Here is a 25,061-nt window from a genome sequence, read left to right as displayed (position 1 = left end):
CTGTTAATCTATGTTTTTAGAACTTCTAACTTCTAACTTCTAACTTCTAACTTCTAACTTCTAACTTCTAACTTCTTACTTCTAACTTCTAACTTCTAACTTCGATTTTAACTGATTCGTTGTTTCGTATAATGTAATCGCTAAACTATGAATTACATTCATGCTAGAATTACGTCCGTACATTGGAATAGATACAGTTGCGTCAACTAAATCGATGTTTTCTATTCCGTTTCTTTCGCTACCTAAAAGTAATACCAATTTTTCATGATTTTTAAAATCAAAATCTTGAATTGTTATACTCTTATCAGTAATTTCAATACCAATTATGGTGTTGCCTTCTTCTTTTAATGTACTCATCAAGTTGTTGAAATCATTGTATTGTTCTGATTCAATTTGATTTAAAGTATTTCGAGCAGTTTTTTTTACAATTCTGTTGTCCATGGAAGGAGAACTTTCGTGTAAATATATTTTTTGAACACCAAAACTTTCGGCAATTCTAAAGCACATTCCAATGTTTTCTGGAGTACGGATTGCATCACAAACAATTGTGATTGGGAATTTAGTTTCGTTGTTTTCTATTTCGTAGTGTGTAAGTTGTTTCATTTAACTATTTAAAGATAAAACGTATTGTTTGGGAGTGGTTCCAAATTTCTTTTTAAAGGCGGCTATAAAATGACTTGCTGTACTGTATCCTACTTGAAGTCCAACTTCATTTACGTTATACTGATTACTTTCTAGTAATTTACGGGCGTGTTCCATTTTGTAATCGAATAAAAAACTATAAACAGTATCACCGTAAACTTGTTTGAAACCTTCTTTCAGTTTTTTTAAGTTTAAACCCGTTTCGTTCGATAATTCCTGCAGAGTAGGAGGTTCTGCCATGCGAGAAATAATAATGTCTTTAGCTTTTCTAATTTTAGAAACGTCACGTTCATCAACTAGAAACGGACAATAATCTCCTTCGATAGATTCATCTTTTTGGAAGTACAGACTTAATAATTCGTATATCTTTCCTTTGATATATAAATCACGTAACGAACTATTCACATTTGCATTAATAATTTGTTTTAAAACTATTAATACAGTTGGTTTTATGGTTGCGTTATCGTAATACTTTCTATTCTTGTTTTCATCGCTTAAGAAAGAAATATAGCCAGCTTCTTTCGAAAATAAAGAGTGAAATTTCTTAATTGAAACAAGTAATGAAACTAATGAACTTTTTGGTTGTATTTCTAAATTTAAAGGTAGATTTTGTTGTGGGTTATATAACAAGATAGAGTGCTCTTCTAAAACATCAAAAGTATAGTTGCCATTATTGAAATGAAACTTAGCATTTCCGTGAACACAAAAATGTAACTGTATGAAAGAGTTATCGATATCTCGTTCAAAACGTTGGGTTTCCATGGTGTCGTTCGAGAATTCCAACAATAAAAAACCGTTTTCTAAATTGGTTTCAATAAAAGTGCTTTCAGCGATATTTTTCAAGACTCTAAATATTTAATAATTGGATTCTTTTATTTAGAATAGTTCTAGATAATAAATCTTGTATTCCTTGATTTTAGTACAAAAATAAAGAAAATCAACTGTTTCCTGAAAAAATGACGAAGAAAAACCAAAATCGACATTTTAAGTTCTTCTAGCGATATTTTTATATAAACTAACTTTATATTTTTGTCGAGGTTTTATGTAAAAAAAGAATATTGGAAGTTACTAAACATAAGAACTTTTATAGTATTGGAGTGAGCTATATTAAAGCGGATGCAGAAACTCGTGGTAAGTTTTCTTTATCTGCTGAAAATAAAATAGCCTTGTTAAATGAAGCTAAGTCAAATGATTTTGATGGTGTTTTTGTATTATCAACATGTAATAGAACAGAGATAATTGGTTTTGCAGAACATCCTTTTCAGTTGATTAGTATGTTATGCAAACATTCAAATGGTTCTGTTGAAGAGTTTGCTAAAATTTCTTACGTACATAAAAATCAAGAGGCAATTCAGCATTTATTTAATATAGGAACTGGGTTAGATAGTCAAATTTTAGGTGATTATGAAATTGTAGGTCAACTTAGAACTGCTTTTAAAATTGCAAAAGAGCAAGGAACTACAAATGCTTACATGGAAAGATTATTGAATAATGTAATGCAGGCAAGTAAGCGAGTTAAGAACGAAACGATGTTAAGTTCGGGTACTACTTCTGTTTCTTATGCAGCAGTTCAATATTTAATCGATAATCTTGACGACTATAATTCTAAAAATATTTTAGTTTATGGTTTAGGGAAAATGGGTAAACACACCTGTAAAAACCTAGCAGAGTACACGCAAAACAAACAAGTAACTTTAATAAACAGAACGGAGCAGAAAGTTGATGAGTTCATTAAAGAGCATCCATCAATTAAGAAAGCTAAAATTGAGGATTTAACGAGTGAAATTGATAATGCAGATGTTTTAATTGTTTCTACAGGAGCAGATAAAGCAACTGTTACTTTAGAAAACATTCCGTTGGATCGTAATCTTTTAATATTAGATTTATCAGTTCCTGCGAATGTAGATCCAAGTATTAAAAATTTAGAAAATGTTAAATTGGTAAATGTTGATGAACTTTCAAAAGTTACTGATGAAACATTAGCAAAGCGTAAAGAAGAAATTCCTTATGCAAAACAAATTATAGACGAGCACAAGCAAGAGTTTAATGAATGGTTAAATCACCGCCGTTTTACTCCAGCAATAACTGCTTTAAAACAATCTCTTGAAGCAATAAAAAGAGATGAGATAAACTTTCACAAAAAGAAGATTAATAATTTTGATGTAGATCAAGCAGAGGCAATTACATCACGATTCATTCAAAAAATAACTACACAATTTGTAAAACACTTAAAAACAGAAGAAACATCTGTGAACCAGAGTATACAAGTAATGGCAAAAGTGTTTGGCACAAATTTAGAAACAATTGATGCAGAAAATCATTAGAATCGGAACTCGCGATAGTGAGTTAGCTTTATGGCAAGCTAAAAAAGTTCAAAGTCTATTAGAAGAACTAGAATACAATACAGAAATAGTTCCAATCAAATCAACAGGAGATATCGTTCTAGATAAACCTCTTTACGAATTAGGAATTACAGGAATTTTTACGAAGAATTTAGATATAGCAATGTTAAATGGAGACATTGATATCGCTGTACATTCTATGAAGGACGTTCCTACAGTTTTACCGGAAGGAATTATTCAAGCGGCGGTTTTAAAGCGTGCGAATTACAATGATATTCTTGTGTTGAAAGATAATGAGGAATTCATGGCGCAAGCCGAAGGAGTTATTGCAACAAGTAGTCTACGTAGAAGAGCACAATGGTTAAATCGTTATCCTACTCATAAAGTTGAAGATTTAAGAGGAAATGTAAATACGCGTTTACAAAAGGTTAAAGATAATGAGTGGAACGGAGCTATTTTTGCTGCGGCAGGATTAGAGCGTATTGGAAAAAGACCTAAAGGAGCTGTTAATCTTTCTTGGATGATTCCTGCTCCAGCACAAGGAGCTATTATGGTTACAGCGTTAGCGGAAGATGATTTTTCTGTAGATGCTTGTAATCAATTAAACGATGTTGATACAGAAACTTGTACAACGATAGAGAGAGAGTTTTTAAACCGTTTAGAAGGTGGATGTACTGCACCAATTGGAGCTTTAGCTTACATAAATGAAGTTGATAAAGAACTTGTTTTCAAAGGAGTTTTATTAAGTAGAGACGGTAAAAAGAAAATTGAGGTAAGTAAAAAAGTACCAATTGGTAGACATAAGTATGTTGCAAAAGATTGTGCTAATTACATTATCGAAAGAGGAGGTAAGCTGATAATGATGAATGATCTTGGAGTTGAAAAAGAGTTTTCGATTTTCTCTACAAGAACATTATCTGAAGCTCAGAAGAAATTACTTCCAACAACTGTTAAAGTAGAGGATAGCGATTTTATTAAAATTCGCTTTAACCGTATAGCTCCTAAAGTTGTTAAAAAAGAAATTCAGAATGTAATAATTACTAGTAAAAATGGAGTTGAATCACTGTTACATAATTTTACTGCTAATGAATTACAGTTTAAAAATATATACTGCGTAGGAAGAAGAACAAAGAAATTAATCGAGCAAAAAATTGGTAAAGTTGCTTTTTCTGCAAGAAATGCAGACAAACTTTCTCAGTACTTAGCTGAGAATATTTCAGGACAAGAAGTAACTTATTTCTGCAGTGATTTACGATTGGATACTTTACCTACCAAATTAGCTCAAAATAATATTTCAGTTAACGAAGTTGAAGCGTATAAAACGATGTATAGTCCAACTAAAGTTGATGATAAAGTAAATGGAGTTTTATTCTATAGTCCATCAACTGTTGAAAGTTACATGAAAGAAAATAATGCTGATAAAATCGCTTTTTGCATTGGTGATACTACAGCAAAAGAGGCTTCTAAATATTTTACAGAAGTAAAAGTTGCAAAATTACCAACTGTTGAAAGTGTTATAGAGTTAGTAAATACGCATTTTGTAAAAGAATAAGTTATGTTTAGAACACGCAGACTTAGAAAAACAGAAAATGTTCGTCGATTGGTGAGAGAAAATAAACTTTCAGTCGACGATTTTATATATCCACTATTTATTGAGGAAGGAGAAGGAATAGAAAAAGAAATTCCTTCAATGCCTGGAATTAAAAGGTTTTCTCTTGATACGATTTCAAAGGAATTAGATGAAGTGGTATCATTAAATATTCCTGCTGTTTTATTATTCGGAATTCCAACGAATAAAGATGAAATCGGAACCGAAACTTGGAATGATAATGGGATTATGCAGCAAGCCGTTCGTTTTATTAAAAAGAATTATCCTCAATTATATGTAATTACTGATGTTTGTTTTTGTGAATACACTTCACATGGACATTGTGGTGTTTTATGTGATCATGACGTAGATAATGATGCAACATTAGTTAATTTAGCGAAGCAAGTTATTTCTCATGCAAAAGCCGGAGTAGATATGGTTGCTCCTTCAGGAATGATGGATGGAACTATTGCAATGATCAGAGAAAGTTTAGATCAAGCAGGATATCCAAACTTACCAATTATGGGATATTCGGTAAAATATGCATCAGCTTTTTATGGACCTTTTAGAGATGCTGCAGATTCAGCTCCATCATTTGGAGACAGAAGAACATATCAAATGGATCCTTCCAATAGAGATGAAGCACAAAGAGAAGCTACTTTTGATGATGAAGAAGGAGCAGATATTTTAATGGTAAAACCGGCCTTATCATATCTAGATATTATTCGTGATCTGAAAAATAATTTTGATCGTCCAATTGCTTGTTATAATGTTAGTGGAGAATATGCAATGGTGAAAGCTGCTGCAGAGAAAGGTTGGATCGATGGAGAACGTGTTATGATGGAAAGTTTGTTGTCAATGAAAAGAGCGGGAGCAGATATAATTATTACTTATTTTGCAAAAGAGGCGGCTAAAATTTTAGCTCAAAAATAAATGAATTCGATTGCAGTAGCAGGAAATATTGTACCACCAATTTATCATTTAATTTTAGATAAAGGATATGAAATTAAATGGAAAGGTGAGTATATTGTGGCTGCGAAAGAAGATGTTGAATTAATGTCTCATGATTTAATTGAATTAGGAGCTTTGGTGTTTCTTTATGAAAATAAAGGTGTAAACTGGAAAGTTAACGATGATAAAATAGATGATTATTTAATGTTTCGAGAAAAGAAAAAGTAGATAATTTGTCATTCCTGCGAAGGCAGGAATCTCTTAGCTTTAATGAAAGAGAAAAACATGTATAAAACTCAGCATAAATATTATGTTTACATAATAACTAATAAAAAAGATGGAGTTTTATATGTTGGAGTGACAAACGATTTGGAGAGAAGGGTTTTTGAGCATAAAAATAAATTAATAAAAGGCTTTTCTTCAAGATACAATTTAAACAAATTGATATACTATGAGGAATTTCAGAGTATAGAGGAAGCAATTAGGAGAGAAAAGAATTTGAAAAAATGGAAGAGAGAATGGAAGGTAAATTTAATAGTTAAAAATAATCCTGATTGGAAGGAGTTATTGACAATATAGTTTTTAAAATTAAGATTCCTGCCTTCGCAGGAATGACATTGAAAATATTAAAATGGAATTTAAAAAATCACATAAATTATATAACAAAGGATTAGTAAACTTAGTTGGAGCTGTAAATTCTCCAGTTAGAGCATTTGCTTCAGTTGGAGGAAATCCTTTATTTATTGAAAAAGCCAAAGGAAGTAAAATCAAAGATGTTGATGGTAATTCGTATATAGATTTAGTGTTATCATACGGACCAATGATTTTAGGTCACCGCCACAAGAAAGTTCAAAAAGCGATTACAAAAGCTTTAAAAAATGGATATTCTTTTGGAGCTTCTACAGCAAATGAGATTAAGCTAGCGAAAATTGTATGTGATGCGTTTCCTGGAATGGATAAAGTTCGTTTTGTAAACTCTGGAACAGAAGCTGTTTTAAGTGGAATTCGTTTGGCAAGAGCTTACACAGGAAAGGATAAAATTATAAAATTTGCTGGTTGTTACCACGGTCATCAAGATTCATTATTAGTTGCGGCCGGATCAGGTTTAGCAACGTTAAGCTTACCAGGAAGTAAAGGAGTTCCAGAAGGAGCGGTAAAAAATACATTAATAGCAAATTATAATGATTTAGATAGTGTGAAAGCACATTTTGAAAATCACGATGATATTGCTGGTGTTATTCTAGAACCTATTGCTGGTAATATGGGAGTTGTTATTCCACAAGATGGATTTTTAACTGAGTTAAAAGCGTATTTAGAATCGAAAGGAGCATTATTAATTGTAGATGAGGTAATGACAGGGTTCCGTTCTAAATTTGGTGGAGCTCAAGAGTTACTAGGAGTTGAGGCAGATATTACTTGTTTAGGTAAAGTGATTGGTGGAGGTTTCCCTGTAGGAGCTTATGGAGCTCGTAATGAGATTATGGAAAATGTAGCTCCGTTAGGAGGAATGTATCAAGCAGGAACATTAAGCGGAAATCCAATTGCAATGGCTGCTGGTATTTCAACTTTAACAGAATTAAAGAAACAGAATCCTTATGAATTCTTCAATAAAATAGCTGCTGAGTTAGAAGAATGTCTTTTAGCATCAGCTAAAAAATATGGAGTTGAGCTTTCAGTAAATAGATTTGGTTCAATGATTAATCCGTTTTTTACGAATAAACACGTAACAAATTTTGAGGACGCACAATCGTCAGATACGAAGAAGTTTGCCGTGTTTTTCTGGGAAATGATTAAAAATGGAGTATTCTTACCACCATCGCAATTTGAAGCTTGGTTTTTATCAAGTGCATTAAGTTCGAAAGATTTAGAAAAAACGAAGAAGGCTATTGATAAGTCAATGAAAGCTGTTTCTAATATGGAAGCCTAGGTTATGAAGTTTGCAATATCCTTATTTTTTAGTGTAATAATATTGTCTTGTTCAAATAAAACAGTAGGTCAGTCAAATCAAAATACTTTTATTGATTTGTATCAAGGAACTTTACATGGAGCAGGAGAGGAAGGTTTGAAAGAAGGAACTTTAATAATGAAATCCACAGAAGCTTGGGAATCATTTCTGAGCAAGTTGAATAGTGTAAATAATGTGTCAGGACAGTTTAACTCAACTATTGATTTTTCAAAAAATAATGTAATTGTTGCAGTTGATCGTGTAAGGAGTACTAGTGGTTTTTCGATTAAGCTTAGTAAGGCTCAAGAAGAAAGTGACCAATTAGTAATTAATGTTACCAAAAAAGGTCCTAGTCCAACGGATATGGTTGCAACGGCAATTACGCAACCGATAGATATAGTAGTAATTAATAAAACAAACAAAAAGATAATTTTTGTAACGAAATAAAATGATAAAGAACGATTTATTCTTAAGAGCCTTAAAAGGAGAAACAGTTGATAGACCACCAGTATGGATGATGAGACAAGCAGGTAGATATTTACCTGAGTTTATGGAAATACGTGAAAAATACGATTTCTTTACGCGTTGTCGTACTCCTGAATTAGCTTCCGAAATTACGGTACAACCAATTCGAAGATACGGAATGGATGCTGCAATTTTATTCTCAGATATTTTAGTCGTTCCTCAAGCAATGAATGTTGAGGTTGAAATGAAGCCAAATTTTGGCCCTTATTTACCAAATCCAATTCGTGACAAAAAATCATTAGATAAGGTCATAATTCCTGATGTTAATGAGGAATTAGGTTATGTAATGGATGCTATTAAGGCGACAAAAGAAAAGTTGAATGATGAGATTCCATTAATTGGTTTTGCGGGTTCTCCATGGACAATTTTATGTTATATGGTGCAGGGGCAAGGGTCGAAAAATTTTGATAAAGCAAAAGAATTTTGTTTTACTCAACCAGTTTTGGCACACCAATTGTTAATGAAGATTACGGATACCACAATTGCTTATTTAAAAGCAAAGGTAAAAGCAGGTGTTAATGCTGTTCAAATTTTTGATTCTTGGGGCGGAATGCTATCACCAACAGATTATCAAGAATTTTCATGGCAATACATCAACAGAATCATTGAGGCATTAAAAAATGATGCACCCGTTATAGCATTTGGTAAAGGATGTTGGTTTGCTTTACAGGAAATGGCTAAATCGAACGCATCAGCTTTAGGAGTTGACTGGACATGTTCTCCAAGAAATGCAAGATATTTAACCGGTGGAAATGTAACGTTACAAGGTAATTTTGATCCGTCTAGATTACTTTCTCCACCAGCCGAAATTAAAAAAATGGTCACTGAAATGATCAACAATTTTGGAAAGGACAAATATATTGTTAACTTAGGGCACGGTATTTTACCGAATATACCAGTTGAAAACGCCAAAGCATTTATTGATGCTGTTAAAGAGTACAAAGTTGAATAAATAAAAAATAAAACAATAATTCCCATGAAAAGATTAGTATCATTTCTGTTAATTGTTCTAGCTACAAGCGTATTTGCACAAAAAAAATACTATAATCAGGCAGTAAATAGTTGTGCAGGTATGTCTTCAGAAGAATTAATTGATAAATGTATTAAAGATAGTTACTTGTTGAACTATGATTTTACTACTGATGAAGGTAAAACAATAAGCACAAAGAATATTAAAAAACCTATCGTAATACTGGCTGCTGCAGGTTGGTCTGCACCGTGTATTGGTCAAATTCCAGCTATTAATGAGATTGTTGATATCTATCACAAAGATGTTGAGTTCATAATGATTTTTTGGGATAAAAAAGAAAAGATAGGACGATTTAAAGATAAAGTTGATTCAAGAGTAAACCTTGTTCCTGCAGGAGAGTTAGATAAAGTAGAAAAGGGAAATCTTGATATTAGTGGATTTGTTCACAAACTAGATTATCCAACGGCTTATTTAATTGATAAGACGAAAAAGTTTGTTGATGTGAAGAGAGGAGCTGCTATTCCTTCAAAAACTGTTACGCGAGAACAAGCGAATGAAACAAATGCTTCAGAACTAGAAGAATTTATCAAACAGGCATTAAATTAAACAAAGAAAAACTTTTAATTATATCAAACCTCTTTCTTACATTTGAAAGAGGTTTTATTTTTTAGCTATGATACAATCAACCATAAACGCGATTAAAGCATATTTTGATGCATTTGGCATTATAAATAAACTTAAACTTTGGAAGTACTTCTTTATTCCAATTCTTATTAGTGCTATAACAGCAGTAATTATAGGTTCCATTACTTATTTTTTGTCAGATGATTTGGGACATTATGTAGCGAAGATTTGGCCATGGGAATTTGGTAAAGAAACCTTTACTTCTATTGGTAATTTTTTAAGCGGTGTGGCTATTGTAGCGTTAGGTTTTATTCTTTATAAGCATATCGTTTTAGCATTGTCATCACCATTTATGGGGCCTGTTTCTATGAAAATAGAAGAACATTTTTATGGAAAGGAACATGAGCATAGAAAATTGACTTTTTCTGGGTCGCTATCAAGAGGAATTAGAATTAGTATTAGAAATGTTGTGAGAGAGTTAGCATTAACTGTGCTAATTTTAATTTTAGGGCTTATTCCATTGATTGGAATTTTTTCTTCAATTTTATTGTTTTTAACACAAGCGTATTATGCAGGTTTTGGTAATATGGACTATACATTGGAACGTCATTACAGCTATAAAGACAGTATAACTTTTGTAAAAAGACATAGAGGAACAGCAATAGGAAACGGAATCGTCTTTATGTTATTTTTATTAATTCCTGTTGTTGGTGTAATCCTAGTGTTACCATTTTCTGTTACATCTGCAACAACAGAAACTATGAAAAAAATTAAGTAAAAAAAGGGATTATAATTACTTTTGTTGAACAATCCATAACGAATGAAAGATCAATTTTACGCTTACATCCAACAATTACAAGATACCATTACTAACAAGTTAGAAAAGATAGATGAGAAGGCTATTTTTCAAGAAGATTTATGGGATAGACCGGAAGGTGGAGGTGGAAGGACAAGAGTTATAGAAAATGGTAATGTATTTGAAAAAGGAGGGGTAAATATTTCTGCCGTTCATGGAGAATTACCTGAAGTTCTCAGGAAGCAATTTAAAGTAGAAACAGGAAACTTTTTTGCCTGTGGGTTAAGTCTAGTATTGCATCCTGTTAATCCATTTGTACCGACCGTTCATGCAAATTGGCGTTACTTTGAAATGTATAATGAAAAAGGTGAGGTTGTTACTCAATGGTTTGGTGGAGGTCAAGATTTAACACCATATTACTTGTTTGACGAAGATGCCATTCATTTTCATTCGGTGTGTAAAGAAGCTTGCGACAAACATCATAAAGAGTTTTATCCAAAGTACAAAGAAACTTGTGACAACTATTTCTGGAATACTCATAGAAATGAAGCTAGAGGAGTAGGTGGTTTATTTTTTGACTATTTAAAAGAAACAGAAGAGTTTTCAATGCAAGATAGATTCGACTTTGTAACTGAAGTAGGAAATAGTTTTTTGAATAGCTACGTGCCTATTGTCGAGAGAAGAAAAGAGACTCGCTACGCAAAGGAGCATAAGGATTGGCAAGAAGTTCGAAGAGGACGTTACGTAGAATTTAATTTGGTTCACGATCGAGGAACTTTATTTGGTTTAAAAACAAATGGTCGAATCGAGAGTATTTTAATGAGTTTACCTCCAACAGTACAATGGAAATATAATCATATTCCAGAAGAAGGAACAGAAGAAGCTAAATTAGTCGAGGTTTTGGCAAACCCTAGAGCTTGGGTTTAGAACATATACTACTTATCGCCAAATTACATTTTTCTTTACAATCGTTTTATTACGCGTTTTAATTTTTTGTAAACGTGCTTTTAATAATTGTTTTCTACCATCTAATGTTCGGGTATAAATAATATTAGCCATTCCAACTCTTTTATTCCAATTCTCTAGAAAAAGATTGGCTTGCTTTTTATTTTTGGCAAATAGTTCAGGAACCACAGTGTATTTGTGTTTTTTAAATTTATTTGAAATCCAAGATTTTTTATATTCTCTTAAAAGATATTTTGGGTTATCTATAGGTAGCAATATTTCATTTAAAATATTAACGAAAGTCTTACTTTCATATCGATTAGCTCCATAAATTGTAATTCCTACTTCGCCTCTTCCTTTTAATCTAGTTTTTAATCTTAGCTTACTTTTGGGAGTAGTTACAATTTTTAAATCTACCATTGTATCAACTATAGCTTGTGCTATTTTATGAACTCGTATATCATACAAGCCATACTTTAGATAACTCTGTGTGTTTTTATGAATGCTAAAAATGGCCCAAATAATAATACTCGTAATTGAAAAATAAAGGATTTGTAAAATTTTTGGTTCATCTATTATAAAAAGTAATGAAAGGTAAATTATAAGCATTCCAATAACCAAAGAAGTTTCACCAAAACTGTAGAACAGCGCATTTAGATAATCTAATTTGGTCGATTTTGTTGCCTTTTTCTTTGGATTTACCAGTGATATTTCATCATATATTTTCTTACCATTAAAGATAGAATTGTTCCATTTAGATGAAATTTTTTCTCTTTTTTCGGATTGTAATATGGTATTTCGATTTAAACTTTCTACATCATTTACAAATATTTTTTCTGGTAGATTTAGTCGAGAAAGTCCATTTTGAATGACCACATCAGAATCATTAGAAACTCCTAAAAAAGAATTGAATCTTCTCGAGAGTAATTCAAAATCTTTTCCTCCTGAATGGTCAGTTGGGTCAACACAAGCTAAATGCCATATTAAACCAACTTTGTTCGGTTTTTTGGGATTTATACGAATTGCACGTCCGCGCATTTGATTAGAGGTTACAAATGATCCAACAAAAGAAGCTAAAATTAAACTGTTAATAGATGGAGCGTCCCAACCTTCGCCTAATAGTGATTTAGTTCCTATAAGCACTTTTATATGACCTAATTCAAATAATTTAGTTATAACTTCTACAATGCTTTTTGAAGAAGATGAAGTACTAGTAACAAAAACATAGTTGTTATCTGATTCCAAATAAGAAAATTTGTAATTGTCAAGATGATCTATTTTTTCTATTTGTTGAATTAAATCTTGATGAATTATCACAATAGATCCAGATAAAACCGCCAATGCTTTGGGATAGAAAACTTGATTTTTTAATTGAAGAAAAATTGGAATCACTCCAATTTTATCTATTGTATCAATTTCACTTGTCGGAGTCGTTAAATACTCTTTTCTAATGTAATCTGTAAGAATTACACAACGTAAATCTTCTTGTAAATTCTTTTGCTCTTGTCGAACAATATCTTTTATGCTTTTTAGTTTACTCGGACTGTTACTTAATGATTTATATAAATGTTCGTTTCCATTAAGATGAACCTTTTTTCTGCTAAAAGCGGATAATTTTCGTAACTCTTTTTCAAGTGAAACTAAATAGTCTTCATAATCCTCTAGATTTTCTCTATCCGTAACTAAAACACCTTGTAATAGAGTCTGAATCCATTCATAAGAAGCTTCAGGAAAAACGGCTTCTTCCTTTTCATCAAATCCTAAAAGTTCTAGTTTATCTGTTGGGATTTCAATTTGTAGTGCGTTTAAGAAGATTATGATGGAAGAGAAAAAGTCGGGATGTTTATAAACTTCTTCGAGATAACTTGAGGTAAATTTATAAAAGCGGTGATTTTGAATTAAATCAATAAACTCAGAATTATGAAACAAAGAATAGACAAACTCTTTAATATTTTCTTTGAAATTAGTGATATAAATAGATTCATCAGACTCAGGTTTAGATAAGTAAATTAAGTCTTGATGCGGAGCCAAATTTTTCTCTTTTATCAAATCAGGAATCACAATTTCATCATCAATTTCTCCACAAAGTTTAAAGTATTTTATTATTTCAGTTTTATCACTATCATAAGGAGGTGTTGCCGTTAATGCAACAACGGTTTGTAAATGTTGCTCTTTTAGGCTATATAAACAGTTCCACCAAGCATTTTTTAAATGATGTGCTTCATCTAAAAGTAATACTTCAATTCCATGTTCTTTGAAGAAATTATAATAGTTTTCCTCGTTTTCAAAAGTTTTATAAAAGGTATGTAATGCTTGATATGTAGAGAATGTAATATCAGAAGGTTCTTTTAAATTGAAAGAGAACTTTTTGAAATTTTGATTTTCAGTAAAAAATGTTTGTAACCGGTTTTCCCATTGATTTCTAATAGTTAATGTTGGTGCCAAAACCAATGTTCTCTTCTGAAGTCGCTTTATAATTTCAATTCCTAATATTGTTTTACCAGAACCAGGCGGAGCTACAATGTGAAAATGATTATCCTCAATATGCTTATCAAAGTTATCAAGAACAGTTCCTTGATATGCTCTCCATTTTAGTCTAAAACGTAGTTTTTCAAAAATCATAGTCAATTTTTATCTAAGGAGAACTTATTCTTATAGTTTATCTTTAATCGTATTAAAGATTAAGTCTACAGTTTCTTCTAGAGAATTCCCTTCCTTAATTTCTATAAAGGGCTTTTCAGGAATTTCGTATGGCGCATCAATTCCCGTCATATTTAAAATTTCACCTTTTCGTGCTTTTTCATATAATCCTTTTACATCTCTTTCGATACAAGTTTCTATGCTGGTATTCACAAAAACTTCTAAGTAATTTTCTTTACCTATAATCTCCCGTATCATATTTCTGCTTTCTCTGTATGGTGCAATAAAAGCTGATAAAACAATAAATTCTTTATCTAGAAATAAGGATGCAATTTCAGCCATTCTTCGTAAATTTTCCCTTCTGTCTTCAGGGGAAAATGATAAATCTTTATTAATACCATTTCTTAAAATGTCTCCATCCAAAAGATATGTAGCTACATTATGTTTATCTAGCTTTGCTTGTAAAGCATTCGCTATTGTAGATTTTCCAGCTCCAGAAAGTCCTGTAAATAATAAGAAGAATTTTCGTTTCGTATTTTTATTTTCCAAGTTTCAGTTTTCCTTTAGTCAAATATATTAAAATCAATAATTAGAGGAGAGAATAATTTTTATGTTAATGATAGGTTAATGGAAAGAGGATTTTGTTAAAAATCAAAAACTACGTATATTTTTGAAAGATGTCTAGAAAAATCATGTTACTTATTTTGGCTTCAATTTTAGGTTTGGTAGCCTTGTCATATATTCAAGCGGAGCTGATAAAAAACACCTATTCGCTAAGAAAAGAAGCTTTTATAGATAAGGCGAGTAGTCAAGTAAGTAAAATAGGAAGCTATGGCTCACCTATTGATTCTATTTTTGATGCAATTTCTGACACCTTTGTGAAAGATCTTGATAGATATAATTTAAAAAGGATTTCTAAAGAAAAACTCCTAGACAGACTTATAGTGATTTCAGATTCTTTAAATCCAAAATTTATTGAAGAATATGAGAAAGAGGTTGATTTTGAGAAGATTGGGTATAGCTTAAAATATCATCGTGAGCTTAAAAACTTAGTTATTCTTGATAGTTTACAAACGGACACTATTTATACTAGAAATAAACAGAATCCTCTAAAATTAGTAGGACATCAATTTAAAAGTAACACAGAGTTACATCTGGGAACGTCAACTTGGGAAACCGATAGAACCTTTGAAGAGATTGAAGGTGGAGTTCGAAAAAAAATCAGTTATCATTTAGTTTTTGAGACCTCGAATTATATAAACATCGATGAGTGGAAGAGCATTGTCTTAATGGAAATGAGAAGCCTATTGATTTTTTCATTTTGTATTTTTCTATTTGTTATCGGGTTGTTTTATTATTCGATTAAAAACTTAATTACTCAAAAGAAAATTTCGGATGTTAAAACAGATTTTATCAATAATATAACCCATGAATTAAAAACTCCTTTATCTACACTTTCATTAGCTACTAAAATTTTGAGAAAACAAGAGGAAAAGTCTTCGGTTGTTGAAAATACCCTTGAAACTATTGAGCGACAGAATGTAAGATTACAAAATATTATTGATCAGGTTTTGAATAATAGTCTGGGATATCAGGATCTTGATTTGAAAAGAGAAGATGTAAAAAGTATTTCTTTTATAACCGAAATTATTAATGATTTTAAAATCACCCATGAAAAAGAAGTAGTATTGGAGAGTCACCTATCTGCAGAAAATTATTTACTAAAATTAGATAAGTTTTACATTACTACAGCAATTATCAATATACTTGAAAATGCTGTGAAATATGGAGCGTCGAGGATTATAGTTAGAACAAGTATTATAAATGATAATTGGATTTTAGAAATACAAGACAACGGAATAGGAATCGATAAAAAAAATCAAAAATTAATATTTAATAAGTTTTATCGCGCAGAAAATAAAGATGTTCATAACGTAAAAGGTTTAGGTTTAGGTTTGTATTATAGTCGTCAGGTAATTCTTGCACATAATGGTTCAATTAAAGTTGAAAGTGAAAAAGGAAAAGGAACTAAGTTCATTATAGAACTTACAGTCAATAAATCATAGGTATGGAAAAGTATCACATTTTATTAGCAGAAGATGATCCAGATTTTGGGAATTTATTACAACAATATCTACAAATGTCTGGTTATCGCGTTAGTTGGGTAAAAGACGGAGAAGAAGCTTTAAATGTCTTTGAAAATGGAGTATTCGATATTTGTGTTTTAGATGTTATGATGCCAAAAAAAGATGGTTTTACTTTAGCGGAAGAAATTATAAATATAAGCCCGGAAGTTCCTTTCGTTTTTTTAACAGCGAGAAAGCTGAAGGAAGATAAAATAAAGGGATTAAAGCTAGGAGCTGATGATTATATCGTAAAACCATTTGATGCGGATGAATTGGTGCTCCGGTTGAAGAACATTATAAAAAGATCAACGAATTCCGTTACTACAGTTATACGGGAAGAATCTATTCAAATCGGAACTTATACTTTTAACCAAAGAAGGTTGGAATTAATTTATGATGAAGAAATCCAGCAGTTAACAGAAAAGGAAGCATGCTTAATAAACTTCTTAGTTGAGCATAAAAATCAAATGCTCAAGAGAGAAGAGATTCTTAAAGAAGTATGGAAGAATGAAGATTATTTTTCCGGAAGAAGTATGGATGTTTTCATCAGCAGACTCCGAAAGTACTTTAAAAAAGATGCTAATATTTCAATAGAAAGTTCACGAGGAATAGGACTAGAATTTAAGATTCGTCAATAGTAAAGTGAATAAAAGATTCTTAACGGTTAATACAAGGTTAATGGATTGATATTATTAGTTAGAGGGTTGATTGTAAGGTAATTTTGAGGTATGAATTTTAAAAATAAATACCATGAAATTAATTAAAACAACATTCGCATTATTATTAATCAATTTATCAGCTTGTGCACAAACACCAAGAGTTCCAACTCCACCAACTCCGCCAAATACTTCCGGATCTTCACATACAGAAGTAGTTACTTCTTCATCTTCACGAGTGAGCAGTTCTACTAGTGTTTCCGATGCTAATTCTAGTTATAAGTTTCGTTCTAAATTTCATCATTCCAAAAGAAAAGGAATCGAAAATATATTAAAAAATACTTTAGATGGAATTCAATTGAAAAACAGAAATAACCGATTAGAGTGGGAAATTTTGCAGGAAGGAGATATTTTATTTGAATGTACACTAAGTAAAAATAGACTTTCAATTTTTGTTGATAAAGAACTATCTACAGGTAAATTTAATCGAAGAATCAAAAGGCTTGGAGAAGATTTGCAGGAATATATTTCAGCCCACAAAAGGCATAGTTTTGCAAGTAGAAACGGAAATTCTGTAGCTCGTGCTGAAGAAAGATTGGAGAGAGCGAAAAGGGAATTGGAAAGATCAATTAAGAATTTAGAAGAAGTTAAAAGAGAAAATGAAAGATAATATTTCCATAAAATTGTGGGTTTTCGTTATATGCTTCTTATTTGGTTTTAAATTAAATGGACAGTGTGATCGATACAGTATGTATCAGCATTACAAACTGATTGAACAAAAAGATACTATTAAGTAACACGTTTACGCTCCTAGAGGGATAAAGAGTAAAAAAAATATTTTAGTCTTTATTCATGGTTCAAGTGCTAAACCGTTTTATGAATTTTTTGTAAAAGACGGTAAAAGATTTAAATCAAGAATGATTCCGTTTGAATTTAATACTATTCCAAATGACTATGCCTTTGTCATTATATCGAAAAAAGGAATTGATTTTTGTTATGATCAAGTAAATGAATTTGAACCATCAGAGGAGTACTTTGATAATTTATCTTTGGCTTATAGAGCTCAACAAGTGGATAAAGTAATTAATGATATCGCTTTGAAACATATAACTAATCCAAAGAAAATTGTAGTGATAGGTCATTCTGAAGGAAGTGATGTAGTAGCCAAATTGGGAACTATAAACAAGCAAATTACCCATATTGGATTTTGGTCAGGTAGTGGAAATTCACAACTTTATGATTTTCCATTGTTTATTAGAAAGGAAGTTTTAGAGGGAAAATTAATAGAAGAAGAAGGAATAGAAGAAATTAATGTTCTATTAGAAAAGTATAGTGACATTATGAGTAACTCAAATGCTACGGATAAAATTTGGTATGGACATCCATATAAAAGATGGGCGAACTTTTCCGAGCCGCCACTTGAGAATTTATTAAAGATTAATATTCCTTTGTTTGTTGCTATGGGAGCAAAAGATACATCGGTTCCTGTAGAGTCTACATATTTGATTCCTGTTGAGTTTATTAGAAAAGAAAAAGAGAATTTAACATTTAAAGTTTACCCTCATTTGGATCATAGTTTTAATGAAAAATCAAAAGATGGAAAAATTATTAGAAGATGGAATGATGTCTTTCTGGAGTTCATGACTTGGGTAGATTTAAATTAGCTTTAGTTTAAAAAGATTTCAATAATATTCTAAAGATGAATGAGATAAACAATCTAGATGCACGCAAATAGTTGTATTTTAAGTGATTAAAAAATGAGTTTTTCTTGAGCAATACATAAAAAAACCATGCTCTAAATAGTGTTTTTTGCGGTTTTCGTAAAAAAAACATAATTTCACGATTGATTTCATAATAAATAAATGAATTAAATTTACTATTTTTGCACAACAAAAGAAATCAATCAGTATTATGGCAAGATTTGAATTAAAACTTCCTAAAATGGGTGAGAGCGTTGCAGAAGCAACGATTACTTCTTGGATTAAAGAAGTAGGGGATATGGTTGAAATGGATGATACCGTTGTGGAAGTAGCTACCGATAAAGTAGATAGTGAAGTACCTAGTGAGGTTGAAGGAAAACTTGTTGAGATTTTATTTCAAAAAGATGATGTAGTGCAAGTTGGTCAAACAATCGCTATTATCGAAACTGAAGGAGAAGAGGGTGCAACAGCATCTCAAGAGACAGTAAAGGAAGTTTCGGTTGAAACACCAGCTGCTGCTAAAGAAATTGAAAATTCTATTGCAGAAGTTAAAGAAACAGTAACAGCATTAGATACTTCAGGAAGTGATCGTTTTTATTCACCGTTAGTAAAGAGTATTGCAAAAACAGAAGGAATTTCTGTTGAAGAGCTTGAAAATATAAAAGGAACAGGTAAAGAGGGTAGAGTAACTAAAAGTGATATTTTAGAATATTTAGAAAATAGAGGAAAGGAAACTAAACCAGCTAGTACACCTGTTCAGGCGAATCTTGAAAAACCTAAAAAAGTTGAATCAGCTCCGGTTTCTATATCAGGAAAAGATGAAATCATTGAAATGAGTAGAATGGGTAAACTGATTTCTAAACATATGGTTGCTTCTGTTCAAACTTCGGCTCATGTTCAATCGTTTATTGAGGTTGATGTTACAAATGTTGTAAACTGGAGAAACAAGGTTAAAAATGGTTTCCAACAAAGAGAAGGTGATAAATTAACTTTTACTCCAATCTTTATGCAGGCTGTTGCTCAAACTATTAAAAAACATCCATTAATCAATATTTCTGTTGATGGAGATAAAATAATTAAAAGAGGAAATATAAATTTAGGAATGGCCGCGGCTTTACCTGATGGAAATTTAATTGTACCGGTAATAAAAAATGCTGATCAATTAAGTTTAGTAGGTATGACTAAGCAAGTTAATGATTTAGCTCAAAGAGCTAGAGCAAATAAGCTAAAGCCGGATGAAATTCAAGACGGGACTTACACAGTAACAAATGTTGGTAGTTTTGGTAGTATTACAGGTACTCCAATTATTAATCAGCCTCAGGTGGCAATTTTAGCTTTAGGAGCTATAATTAAAAAGCCTGCAGTTATTGAAACTCCTGAAGGTGATTTAATAGGAATCCGTCACAAAATGATTGTTTCTCACTCTTATGATCATAGAGTTGTAAACGGAGCCTTAGGAGGAATGTTTATTAAAACGTTTAAAGATATTATTGAAGCTTGGGATGTAAATCAAGATTTTTAATCTTGAATAAGATTAAGATATAGAATATAAAAAGGCTCAAGTAAATCTTGAGCCTTTTGTTTTATATTTGTCAGAACTTAAATTAATAAAGATGAAAAAAATAGCAATTGCATTATTATTGTTGGCTTCAACAATTACATATGGACAAGAAAAAGTAAAATTAAGAGTAAAATATAAAAAAGGAGATACCTATCAAACACATCTAGTTCTTAATCAAGATATGGGATTAATGAAGATGGATGTTGAGATGAAAATGAATATGTTGGTAGGTGAGAAAAAAGGGAATTCTCATGACACAAAATCAAATTTTGTCTATGTGGCGACTGATGTAGATCAAGGTGGTCAAAAAGTAAGTTATAATTCAAACATGAATGAGGCTGAGTTAACCCCTATGGCGAAACAATTTGCAGCAACAATGTCTCCAATGTTGAAAACCACGTTTTATGTTAATATTGATGATTTAGGGAAATCAAAAATAATTAAACTAGAGCCAAAAAATGAAGGAGCTTTAAAAATGCAGGATCAAATGAATGCTGTTGTTTTTCCTGAAGAAGCTGTTAGTGTAGGTTACTCTTGGGTGAAAACTCAAAAAAGTAATAATGTTGAAATGGAGTTAACATATACGATAACTGTGATTACAAAATCTGAAGTTAAAGCCTCAATTAAGGGAAAAATGTCGTCTTTACCAGATGCTAAAATTTGGGGTTCTCTAAGTATTGATAGAAAAACGGGAGTGACTACTAATACAAAGTTAAACATGGAGTTTGAGACAATGGGTCAGAAAATGAAGAGCACTACAGATATTAAAGTCAGCAAGATTTAACTTTAAGAAAAGAACATAACTAAAAAAAGGATCTAGATTAACTAGATCCTTTTTTTAGTTGTAAATTTCCTTTAAAGCATTCTTAAGTTCGGAAAATTCAAAATTATAAATAGGTTTTAACTTTTCTGAAGAAATTCTGCTGCCTTCCAATACAATGGCAGCCAATTCGCCTAAAACTAATTTCAAAATAATACTAGGAGCATTGATAGGAAGTACCGGTTTTTTTACAACCTTTCCTAAAACTTTAGTAAAATCTTTATTTGTTTTATGTTCTGGAGCAACAGCATTGTAGATACCCGTAAAACTATCGTCTTCAATAGCTTTAACATATAAATTACATAAATCTGTAATATGAATCCAAGGAACAAATTGTTTACCACTCCCTAATGCTGATAAAAATAAAGGAGTATTCATCTTTTTTAAAGCGCCGCCATCCTTACTTAAAACAACACCAGTTCTTAAAATAGTAACCGGAACGTTAAGTTTATTAAACTGTTGAGCGGAAGCCTCCCACTCAATACATATTTTAGAGATGAAATCATTAGCAGGTTCATCTTCTTCAGTGTAAATTTTTGAAGAAGTTAAAGCTCCATAATAACCAATACCAGAAGCACTAATAAATCCCTTTAAAGGAACTTTTAATTCTTTAATCTTAGAAAATAATAAGTTTGAAGAATCAACTCTACTGTTAATTAATACTTTTTTTCTTTCATCAGTCCATCGTTTATCAGCTATTCCTGCTCCCGCTAAATGAATGATGAAATCTAGATTTTCAAAAGCTTTTTTATCTATAAAACCAGCTTTAATATCCCACTTAAAATGATTCTTTAATTTAGGGGTTCGGGTCAAAATTCTAACTTTATGATTGTTTTTCTGTAATTGTTTTTCTAAGGTTTGACCAATAAGACCAGTACCTCCAGTAAGTAAAATTATAGCCATAGTATAAAAATAAAAAAACCGTAACGAAATGTTGTTACGGTTTTCGAGTTATTTATAGTAAAAAAACTTATTTCACATCCTTTAAAGTGTTTGTGATTAAAGTTTTTAATTGGTTTTTATGTGCTTTTGTCATAACATCACCAGTTCCATTGCTAACCCAAGTTTTAATCTTTTTAAGATTATACAATGCCATAGCTTTAGAAGCATTGGTGAATCTGTTTTTTCCTTTACCATCAACCATGCTTAAAAGCATTTTTGTGTATTCCGTTTGTAAGTTTTGGCGGAAAGAGTTTACAGAACTATAAATGTCATTTTTGAAAATAGCATTATTTAAATCGGTCATAAATTCTGATAATTTATACTTATTTCCATATAATTCAGAGTCAGAAATTCTTTGTAATGTATTAGGATGCAAAATATGACGTAATACTCTTCTTTGATATCCTAAAACCTGAGCATGAATCTTTGGATCTTCTGGACCTCCGAAGAAGTTATATCCTCTTCTTTGTCTCGCTAAATAATTGTATAAGTCTTTCGGAGCTTTAAAAGCATTTGGAGCAAAAACATACGTTTTTAAGGCATTCATAGCTCTTTTTTGATCTGTGTAACTCACAGGAGTATAAGGCTGTGTTTCTCCCTGTTGTCCTTGCATTGCTCTATCTACATAAACACCACCAATAAATCTAGATATCACATCTCCAGCTCTTGCTGATTGTCCGTTTAAAACATAATATGCATTGCGTAATTCTTCATAGGATTCACCATTTCTAGTTAAACTAGATTTTAATTTTCTCATCATGTTATTCACCAATTTGAATCTATCGATTGAATATCCGATTTGATCATTGGATAAATCACCAGTCATTACTCTAGGATCTATTGCTTTACCAGGAGAACGCATGTCATCAGCATCATTACCGAAAATTAATTCTGGTTTTGTAGATTGAGCCAATAGAGCATCCATTTCAGATTTATTGTTAAAAGGAGTATATCCGAACTGAATAGCCCAAATATCATAAGGTCCAACAGCCATGTCGTAATATTGACCTTGCTTAGTTCTATCTAATGTTAAGTTTATTCCTGCATAATCCATTACAGAACCGGTTAAACATTTTCCTTTGATTAAGTTTGCATCGGCTAATTCAGCAGGACTAAATAATTGACTTGCTTTCATGTTGTGATTTAAACCTAAAGTATGTCCAACTTCGTGCATAATCAATGATTTCATCGCTTCTTTCTTCATTCCTTCCATTTCCATATCAGTAGCTCCAGTTGCTGCCAAAACAGTTTTTCCGAACATTGTGTTTTCATGCATTAAATGTCCAGCAGAGCAAAATAAATGATTGTCTTGATTTAAGAAAGCATGCTTCATTGTCTCTTCTTCATTTTCAAAACTAGAAACACTGCTAATTATTCTATCCAGTTTTACTCTATTTGTAAAATGCACATATTCTAACATAATATCTGCACCTAAAATTTCCCCTGTTCTAGGATTTACAAAACTTGGGCCGTAACCACCGAAAGGAGGATTAGGAGAAGAAGTCCAACGTAATACATTGTAACGGACATCACCAGCGTCCCAATCGGCATCATCCGGTTGTACTTTTACTACCATTGCGTTTTTAAATCCAGCTTTTTCAAATGCCTCATTCCATGCTAAAACTCCCTCTGTTATAATTTGTCTCCATTCAAGTGGTGTAGAGTTCTCAATCCACCAAGTTATTGGAGTAACAGGTTCAGATACAGCAGCAGAAGGATCTTTTTTTACTAATCTCCATCTATGAACTAAATCTCTATAATTAATAGTTTCAGTACTCGTCATATCGTTTACTTGAGTAGTAAAGAAACCAACTCTAGGGTCATCAAAGCGAACTTCATAGCCGTTTTCTGGCATATTCATGAATGTATGGAACACCTTAATAGAAACATATCTACCATCTTTAATAGCTCTAGAACCACCTCCTAAAATAGTTGGATTATTAAATACATATTCCGTTTTAATATTTGTATTCTCTGGGTAGTTCTTTATACTGTTAATTTTTGATTTCTTTTTGTCAAATCGTCCCAATTTAAAAGCAAAAGGAGACCTTCCAGGAAAACTTGGTTGTTTTACTCTTGTAAGTGCTTCTGATAAAAATAAACCGTTGGCATCTATCAAATATTCACCTTTTTCTTCGTCAGTAGCCAAAATTTTTGAACTTTCAATTAATGCATCACTTGTGTTTGCCTCCGCAGATCTTGAGATTGCATTGTTTTTATCAAAATAAAAAGAAGTATTTGGAGCAACGAATTCTATTTTATTAAAATGCTTGTTAATGTGAAATACAGTTGAACCTCTATAAGAACCTCTAAATGCATTCGCTTCTGTTACACCATCGGCGATTTGAGAAAAGTAAATGAAGTCTTTATTCAACTGATCTTTTTTTACTAATAATTTTACGTCTCCTGAAATAGAGTCTTGGTAAATAGTAAAAAGCCCCTCAATTTTATTACTTTTTTTAGTTAAATCAGCAATAGTTTTTTTAGGCTTTTCTTTCTTCTTAGGCATTTCAGTTTTAGCCTTGCTGTCTTTGTCTTTCTTCTTTTTTCTTCTTTGCGCATTTATATCTGTAATACTCAACATAAAAAGCGCCAAGAACGTTGTTAAAACCACTCTTGGTCTGTAGGTAAACATGTTCACAAATTTTAGTTATTGATTAATAAAGTGTGAATTTATTAAGATTTTGTTAGGGAAGATGTTAACGTTTCTATAAATAAATTTAGTCGCGCATCTTTTTATTTGCTTTACAAAGAAGAATTATTTCATTAATTCTTTTCGTTCGTGTAGCTTCTCTTTTGGCACTATGCAACCAATACAAGTAACTTTTGCGGTAAGTTGGAGCAAAATTTTTGTAATTATTAAATGCCTCTGGATTTTTATTAAATTCTAATTGTAAATCTTTTGGAATAACTAAATTTTCTACATCATCCAATTCAGACCAACTACCGTTTTCTTTTGCGTTTGAAATGGCTTTCAAACCACTTTCTTGTATTAAATTTTGAGAAAGTAGTTCGTCAATGTAAGTTTTATTTAGTTTACTCCATGCGCTTTTGGGATTTCTTGGGCAAAAATATTGCTGTCGTTTACCATTTCCCAAACTTTTAACAGTAGAGTCAATCCATCCAAAGCATAAAGCAACTTTTACCGCTTCAGCCCAAGTCATAGATGGAATATTGATTTCTTTTTTATAAAAAATTAAATAAACTCCATTATATTTTTCATGATTAGAAATTAACCAATCATACCATTCAACATCTCTTTCAAAATATAGGGTTGGTTTGTCCAAT

At 31.4% G+C, this 25,061-nt stretch carries 24 protein-coding genes; 17 read left to right on the top strand and 7 right to left on the bottom strand.

From position 1 onward, the window contains the following. Positions 1-81: 81 nt before the first annotated feature. Positions 82-603, bottom strand: a complete 522-nt coding sequence (locus tag ACOSP6_RS15745) for a TrmH family RNA methyltransferase (RefSeq protein WP_422093764.1) — start codon at positions 601-603, stop codon at positions 82-84. Continuing rightward, positions 604-1,485: a helix-turn-helix transcriptional regulator gene (locus tag ACOSP6_RS15740; protein WP_422093765.1), complete on the bottom strand. Its 882-nt coding sequence runs from the start codon at positions 1,483-1,485 to the stop codon at positions 604-606. Positions 1,486-1,697: 212 nt separating this feature from the next. Here ACOSP6_RS15740 and hemA point away from each other — a divergent pair, with 212 nt between their 5' ends. From hemA to hemF, 11 genes are all read left to right on the top strand, one after another. Continuing rightward, positions 1,698-2,966, top strand: coding sequence for a glutamyl-tRNA reductase (gene hemA, locus ACOSP6_RS15735; RefSeq protein ID WP_422094059.1), 1,269 nt, complete (start codon positions 1,698-1,700; stop codon positions 2,964-2,966). Beyond that, positions 2,950-4,536, top strand: a complete 1,587-nt coding sequence (hemC, locus tag ACOSP6_RS15730) for a hydroxymethylbilane synthase (RefSeq protein ID WP_422094060.1) — start codon at positions 2,950-2,952, stop codon at positions 4,534-4,536. Before hemA ends, hemC begins: the two co-directional genes overlap by 17 nt. 3 nt (positions 4,537-4,539) lie before the next feature. After that, positions 4,540-5,505, top strand: coding sequence for a porphobilinogen synthase (hemB, locus tag ACOSP6_RS15725; protein ID WP_422093766.1), 966 nt, complete (start codon positions 4,540-4,542; stop codon positions 5,503-5,505). Further along, complete coding sequence (locus tag ACOSP6_RS15720; protein WP_422093767.1) at positions 5,506-5,751, top strand: hypothetical protein; 246 nt, start codon at positions 5,506-5,508, stop codon at positions 5,749-5,751. A gap of 42 nt (positions 5,752-5,793) precedes the next feature. Next, a complete protein-coding gene (locus tag ACOSP6_RS15715; protein ID WP_422093768.1) occupies positions 5,794-6,102 on the top strand; it encodes a GIY-YIG nuclease family protein in 309 nt (102 codons plus the stop codon). 52 nt (positions 6,103-6,154) lie between these two features. Further along, positions 6,155-7,450 (top strand): glutamate-1-semialdehyde 2,1-aminomutase, encoded by a 1,296-nt coding sequence (gene hemL / locus ACOSP6_RS15710; protein ID WP_422093769.1) that lies wholly within the window; start codon positions 6,155-6,157, stop codon positions 7,448-7,450. A 3-nt stretch (positions 7,451-7,453) separates the two neighbouring features. Next, positions 7,454-7,915: a protease complex subunit PrcB family protein gene (locus ACOSP6_RS15705; RefSeq protein WP_422093770.1), complete on the top strand. Its 462-nt coding sequence runs from the start codon at positions 7,454-7,456 to the stop codon at positions 7,913-7,915. A 1-nt stretch (position 7,916) separates the two neighbouring features. Further along, on the top strand, positions 7,917-8,945 hold the full coding sequence (gene hemE, locus ACOSP6_RS15700; RefSeq protein WP_422093771.1) for a uroporphyrinogen decarboxylase: 1,029 nt from the start codon (positions 7,917-7,919) through the stop codon (positions 8,943-8,945). Positions 8,946-8,969: 24 nt separating this feature from the next. Further along, on the top strand, positions 8,970-9,569 hold the full coding sequence (locus tag ACOSP6_RS15695) for a TlpA family protein disulfide reductase (RefSeq protein WP_422093772.1): 600 nt from the start codon (positions 8,970-8,972) through the stop codon (positions 9,567-9,569). A gap of 67 nt (positions 9,570-9,636) precedes the next feature. Next, on the top strand, positions 9,637-10,365 hold the full coding sequence (locus ACOSP6_RS15690) for an EI24 domain-containing protein (RefSeq protein ID WP_422093773.1): 729 nt from the start codon (positions 9,637-9,639) through the stop codon (positions 10,363-10,365). A gap of 42 nt (positions 10,366-10,407) precedes the next feature. Further along, entirely contained in the window at positions 10,408-11,310 is a 903-nt protein-coding gene (hemF, locus tag ACOSP6_RS15685; RefSeq protein ID WP_422093774.1) for an oxygen-dependent coproporphyrinogen oxidase, read from the top strand. Between the two features lie 12 nt (positions 11,311-11,322). Here hemF and ACOSP6_RS15680 read toward each other — a convergent pair whose 3' ends face one another. Together ACOSP6_RS15680 and cysC are read right to left on the bottom strand one after the other, a co-directional pair. Beyond that, entirely contained in the window at positions 11,323-13,950 is a 2,628-nt protein-coding gene (locus ACOSP6_RS15680; RefSeq protein ID WP_422093775.1) for a DEAD/DEAH box helicase family protein, read from the bottom strand. A gap of 30 nt (positions 13,951-13,980) precedes the next feature. After that, positions 13,981-14,517: an adenylyl-sulfate kinase gene (gene cysC / locus ACOSP6_RS15675; RefSeq protein ID WP_422093776.1), complete on the bottom strand. Its 537-nt coding sequence runs from the start codon at positions 14,515-14,517 to the stop codon at positions 13,981-13,983. 128 nt (positions 14,518-14,645) lie between these two features. On the opposite strand from cysC, the gene ACOSP6_RS15670 reads away from it, so the two are divergent. The 6 genes from ACOSP6_RS15670 (at position 14,646) to ACOSP6_RS15645 (ending at position 20,795) form a co-directional block, all read left to right on the top strand. Beyond that, on the top strand, positions 14,646-16,034 hold the full coding sequence (locus tag ACOSP6_RS15670; protein ID WP_422093777.1) for a sensor histidine kinase: 1,389 nt from the start codon (positions 14,646-14,648) through the stop codon (positions 16,032-16,034). A 2-nt stretch (positions 16,035-16,036) separates the two neighbouring features. After that, the gene (locus ACOSP6_RS15665; protein WP_422093778.1) at positions 16,037-16,732 is read left to right on the top strand and encodes a response regulator transcription factor; all 696 of its coding nucleotides are present in this window, start codon (positions 16,037-16,039) and stop codon (positions 16,730-16,732) included. 112 nt (positions 16,733-16,844) lie between these two features. Next, a complete protein-coding gene (locus ACOSP6_RS15660; protein ID WP_422093779.1) occupies positions 16,845-17,420 on the top strand; it encodes a hypothetical protein in 576 nt (191 codons plus the stop codon). A 247-nt stretch (positions 17,421-17,667) separates the two neighbouring features. Continuing rightward, positions 17,668-18,414, top strand: coding sequence for a dienelactone hydrolase family protein (locus tag ACOSP6_RS15655; RefSeq protein WP_422093780.1), 747 nt, complete (start codon positions 17,668-17,670; stop codon positions 18,412-18,414). Between the two features lie 247 nt (positions 18,415-18,661). Beyond that, entirely contained in the window at positions 18,662-19,972 is a 1,311-nt protein-coding gene (locus ACOSP6_RS15650) for a dihydrolipoamide acetyltransferase family protein (protein ID WP_422093781.1), read from the top strand. Between the two features lie 91 nt (positions 19,973-20,063). Then, complete coding sequence (locus tag ACOSP6_RS15645; RefSeq protein ID WP_422093782.1) at positions 20,064-20,795, top strand: hypothetical protein; 732 nt, start codon at positions 20,064-20,066, stop codon at positions 20,793-20,795. Positions 20,796-20,849: 54 nt separating this feature from the next. On the opposite strand, the gene ACOSP6_RS15640 is transcribed toward ACOSP6_RS15645, so the two are convergent. The 3 genes from ACOSP6_RS15640 to ACOSP6_RS15630 form a co-directional block, all read right to left on the bottom strand. Next, complete coding sequence (locus ACOSP6_RS15640) at positions 20,850-21,734, bottom strand: TIGR01777 family oxidoreductase (protein WP_422093783.1); 885 nt, start codon at positions 21,732-21,734, stop codon at positions 20,850-20,852. A 67-nt stretch (positions 21,735-21,801) separates the two neighbouring features. Continuing rightward, positions 21,802-24,408: a zinc-dependent metalloprotease gene (locus ACOSP6_RS15635; RefSeq protein WP_422093784.1), complete on the bottom strand. Its 2,607-nt coding sequence runs from the start codon at positions 24,406-24,408 to the stop codon at positions 21,802-21,804. Between the two features lie 85 nt (positions 24,409-24,493). Next, on the bottom strand, positions 24,494-25,060 hold the full coding sequence (locus ACOSP6_RS15630; protein ID WP_422093785.1) for a YdeI/OmpD-associated family protein: 567 nt from the start codon (positions 25,058-25,060) through the stop codon (positions 24,494-24,496). Position 25,061: the final 1 nt, after the last annotated feature.

The sequence above is a fragment of the Tenacibaculum sp. MEBiC06402 genome (genome assembly GCF_049239625.1).
In the GTDB taxonomy this organism is placed as follows: domain Bacteria; phylum Bacteroidota; class Bacteroidia; order Flavobacteriales; family Flavobacteriaceae; genus Polaribacter.
This window is presented reverse-complemented; position numbering and strand designations above follow the sequence as displayed.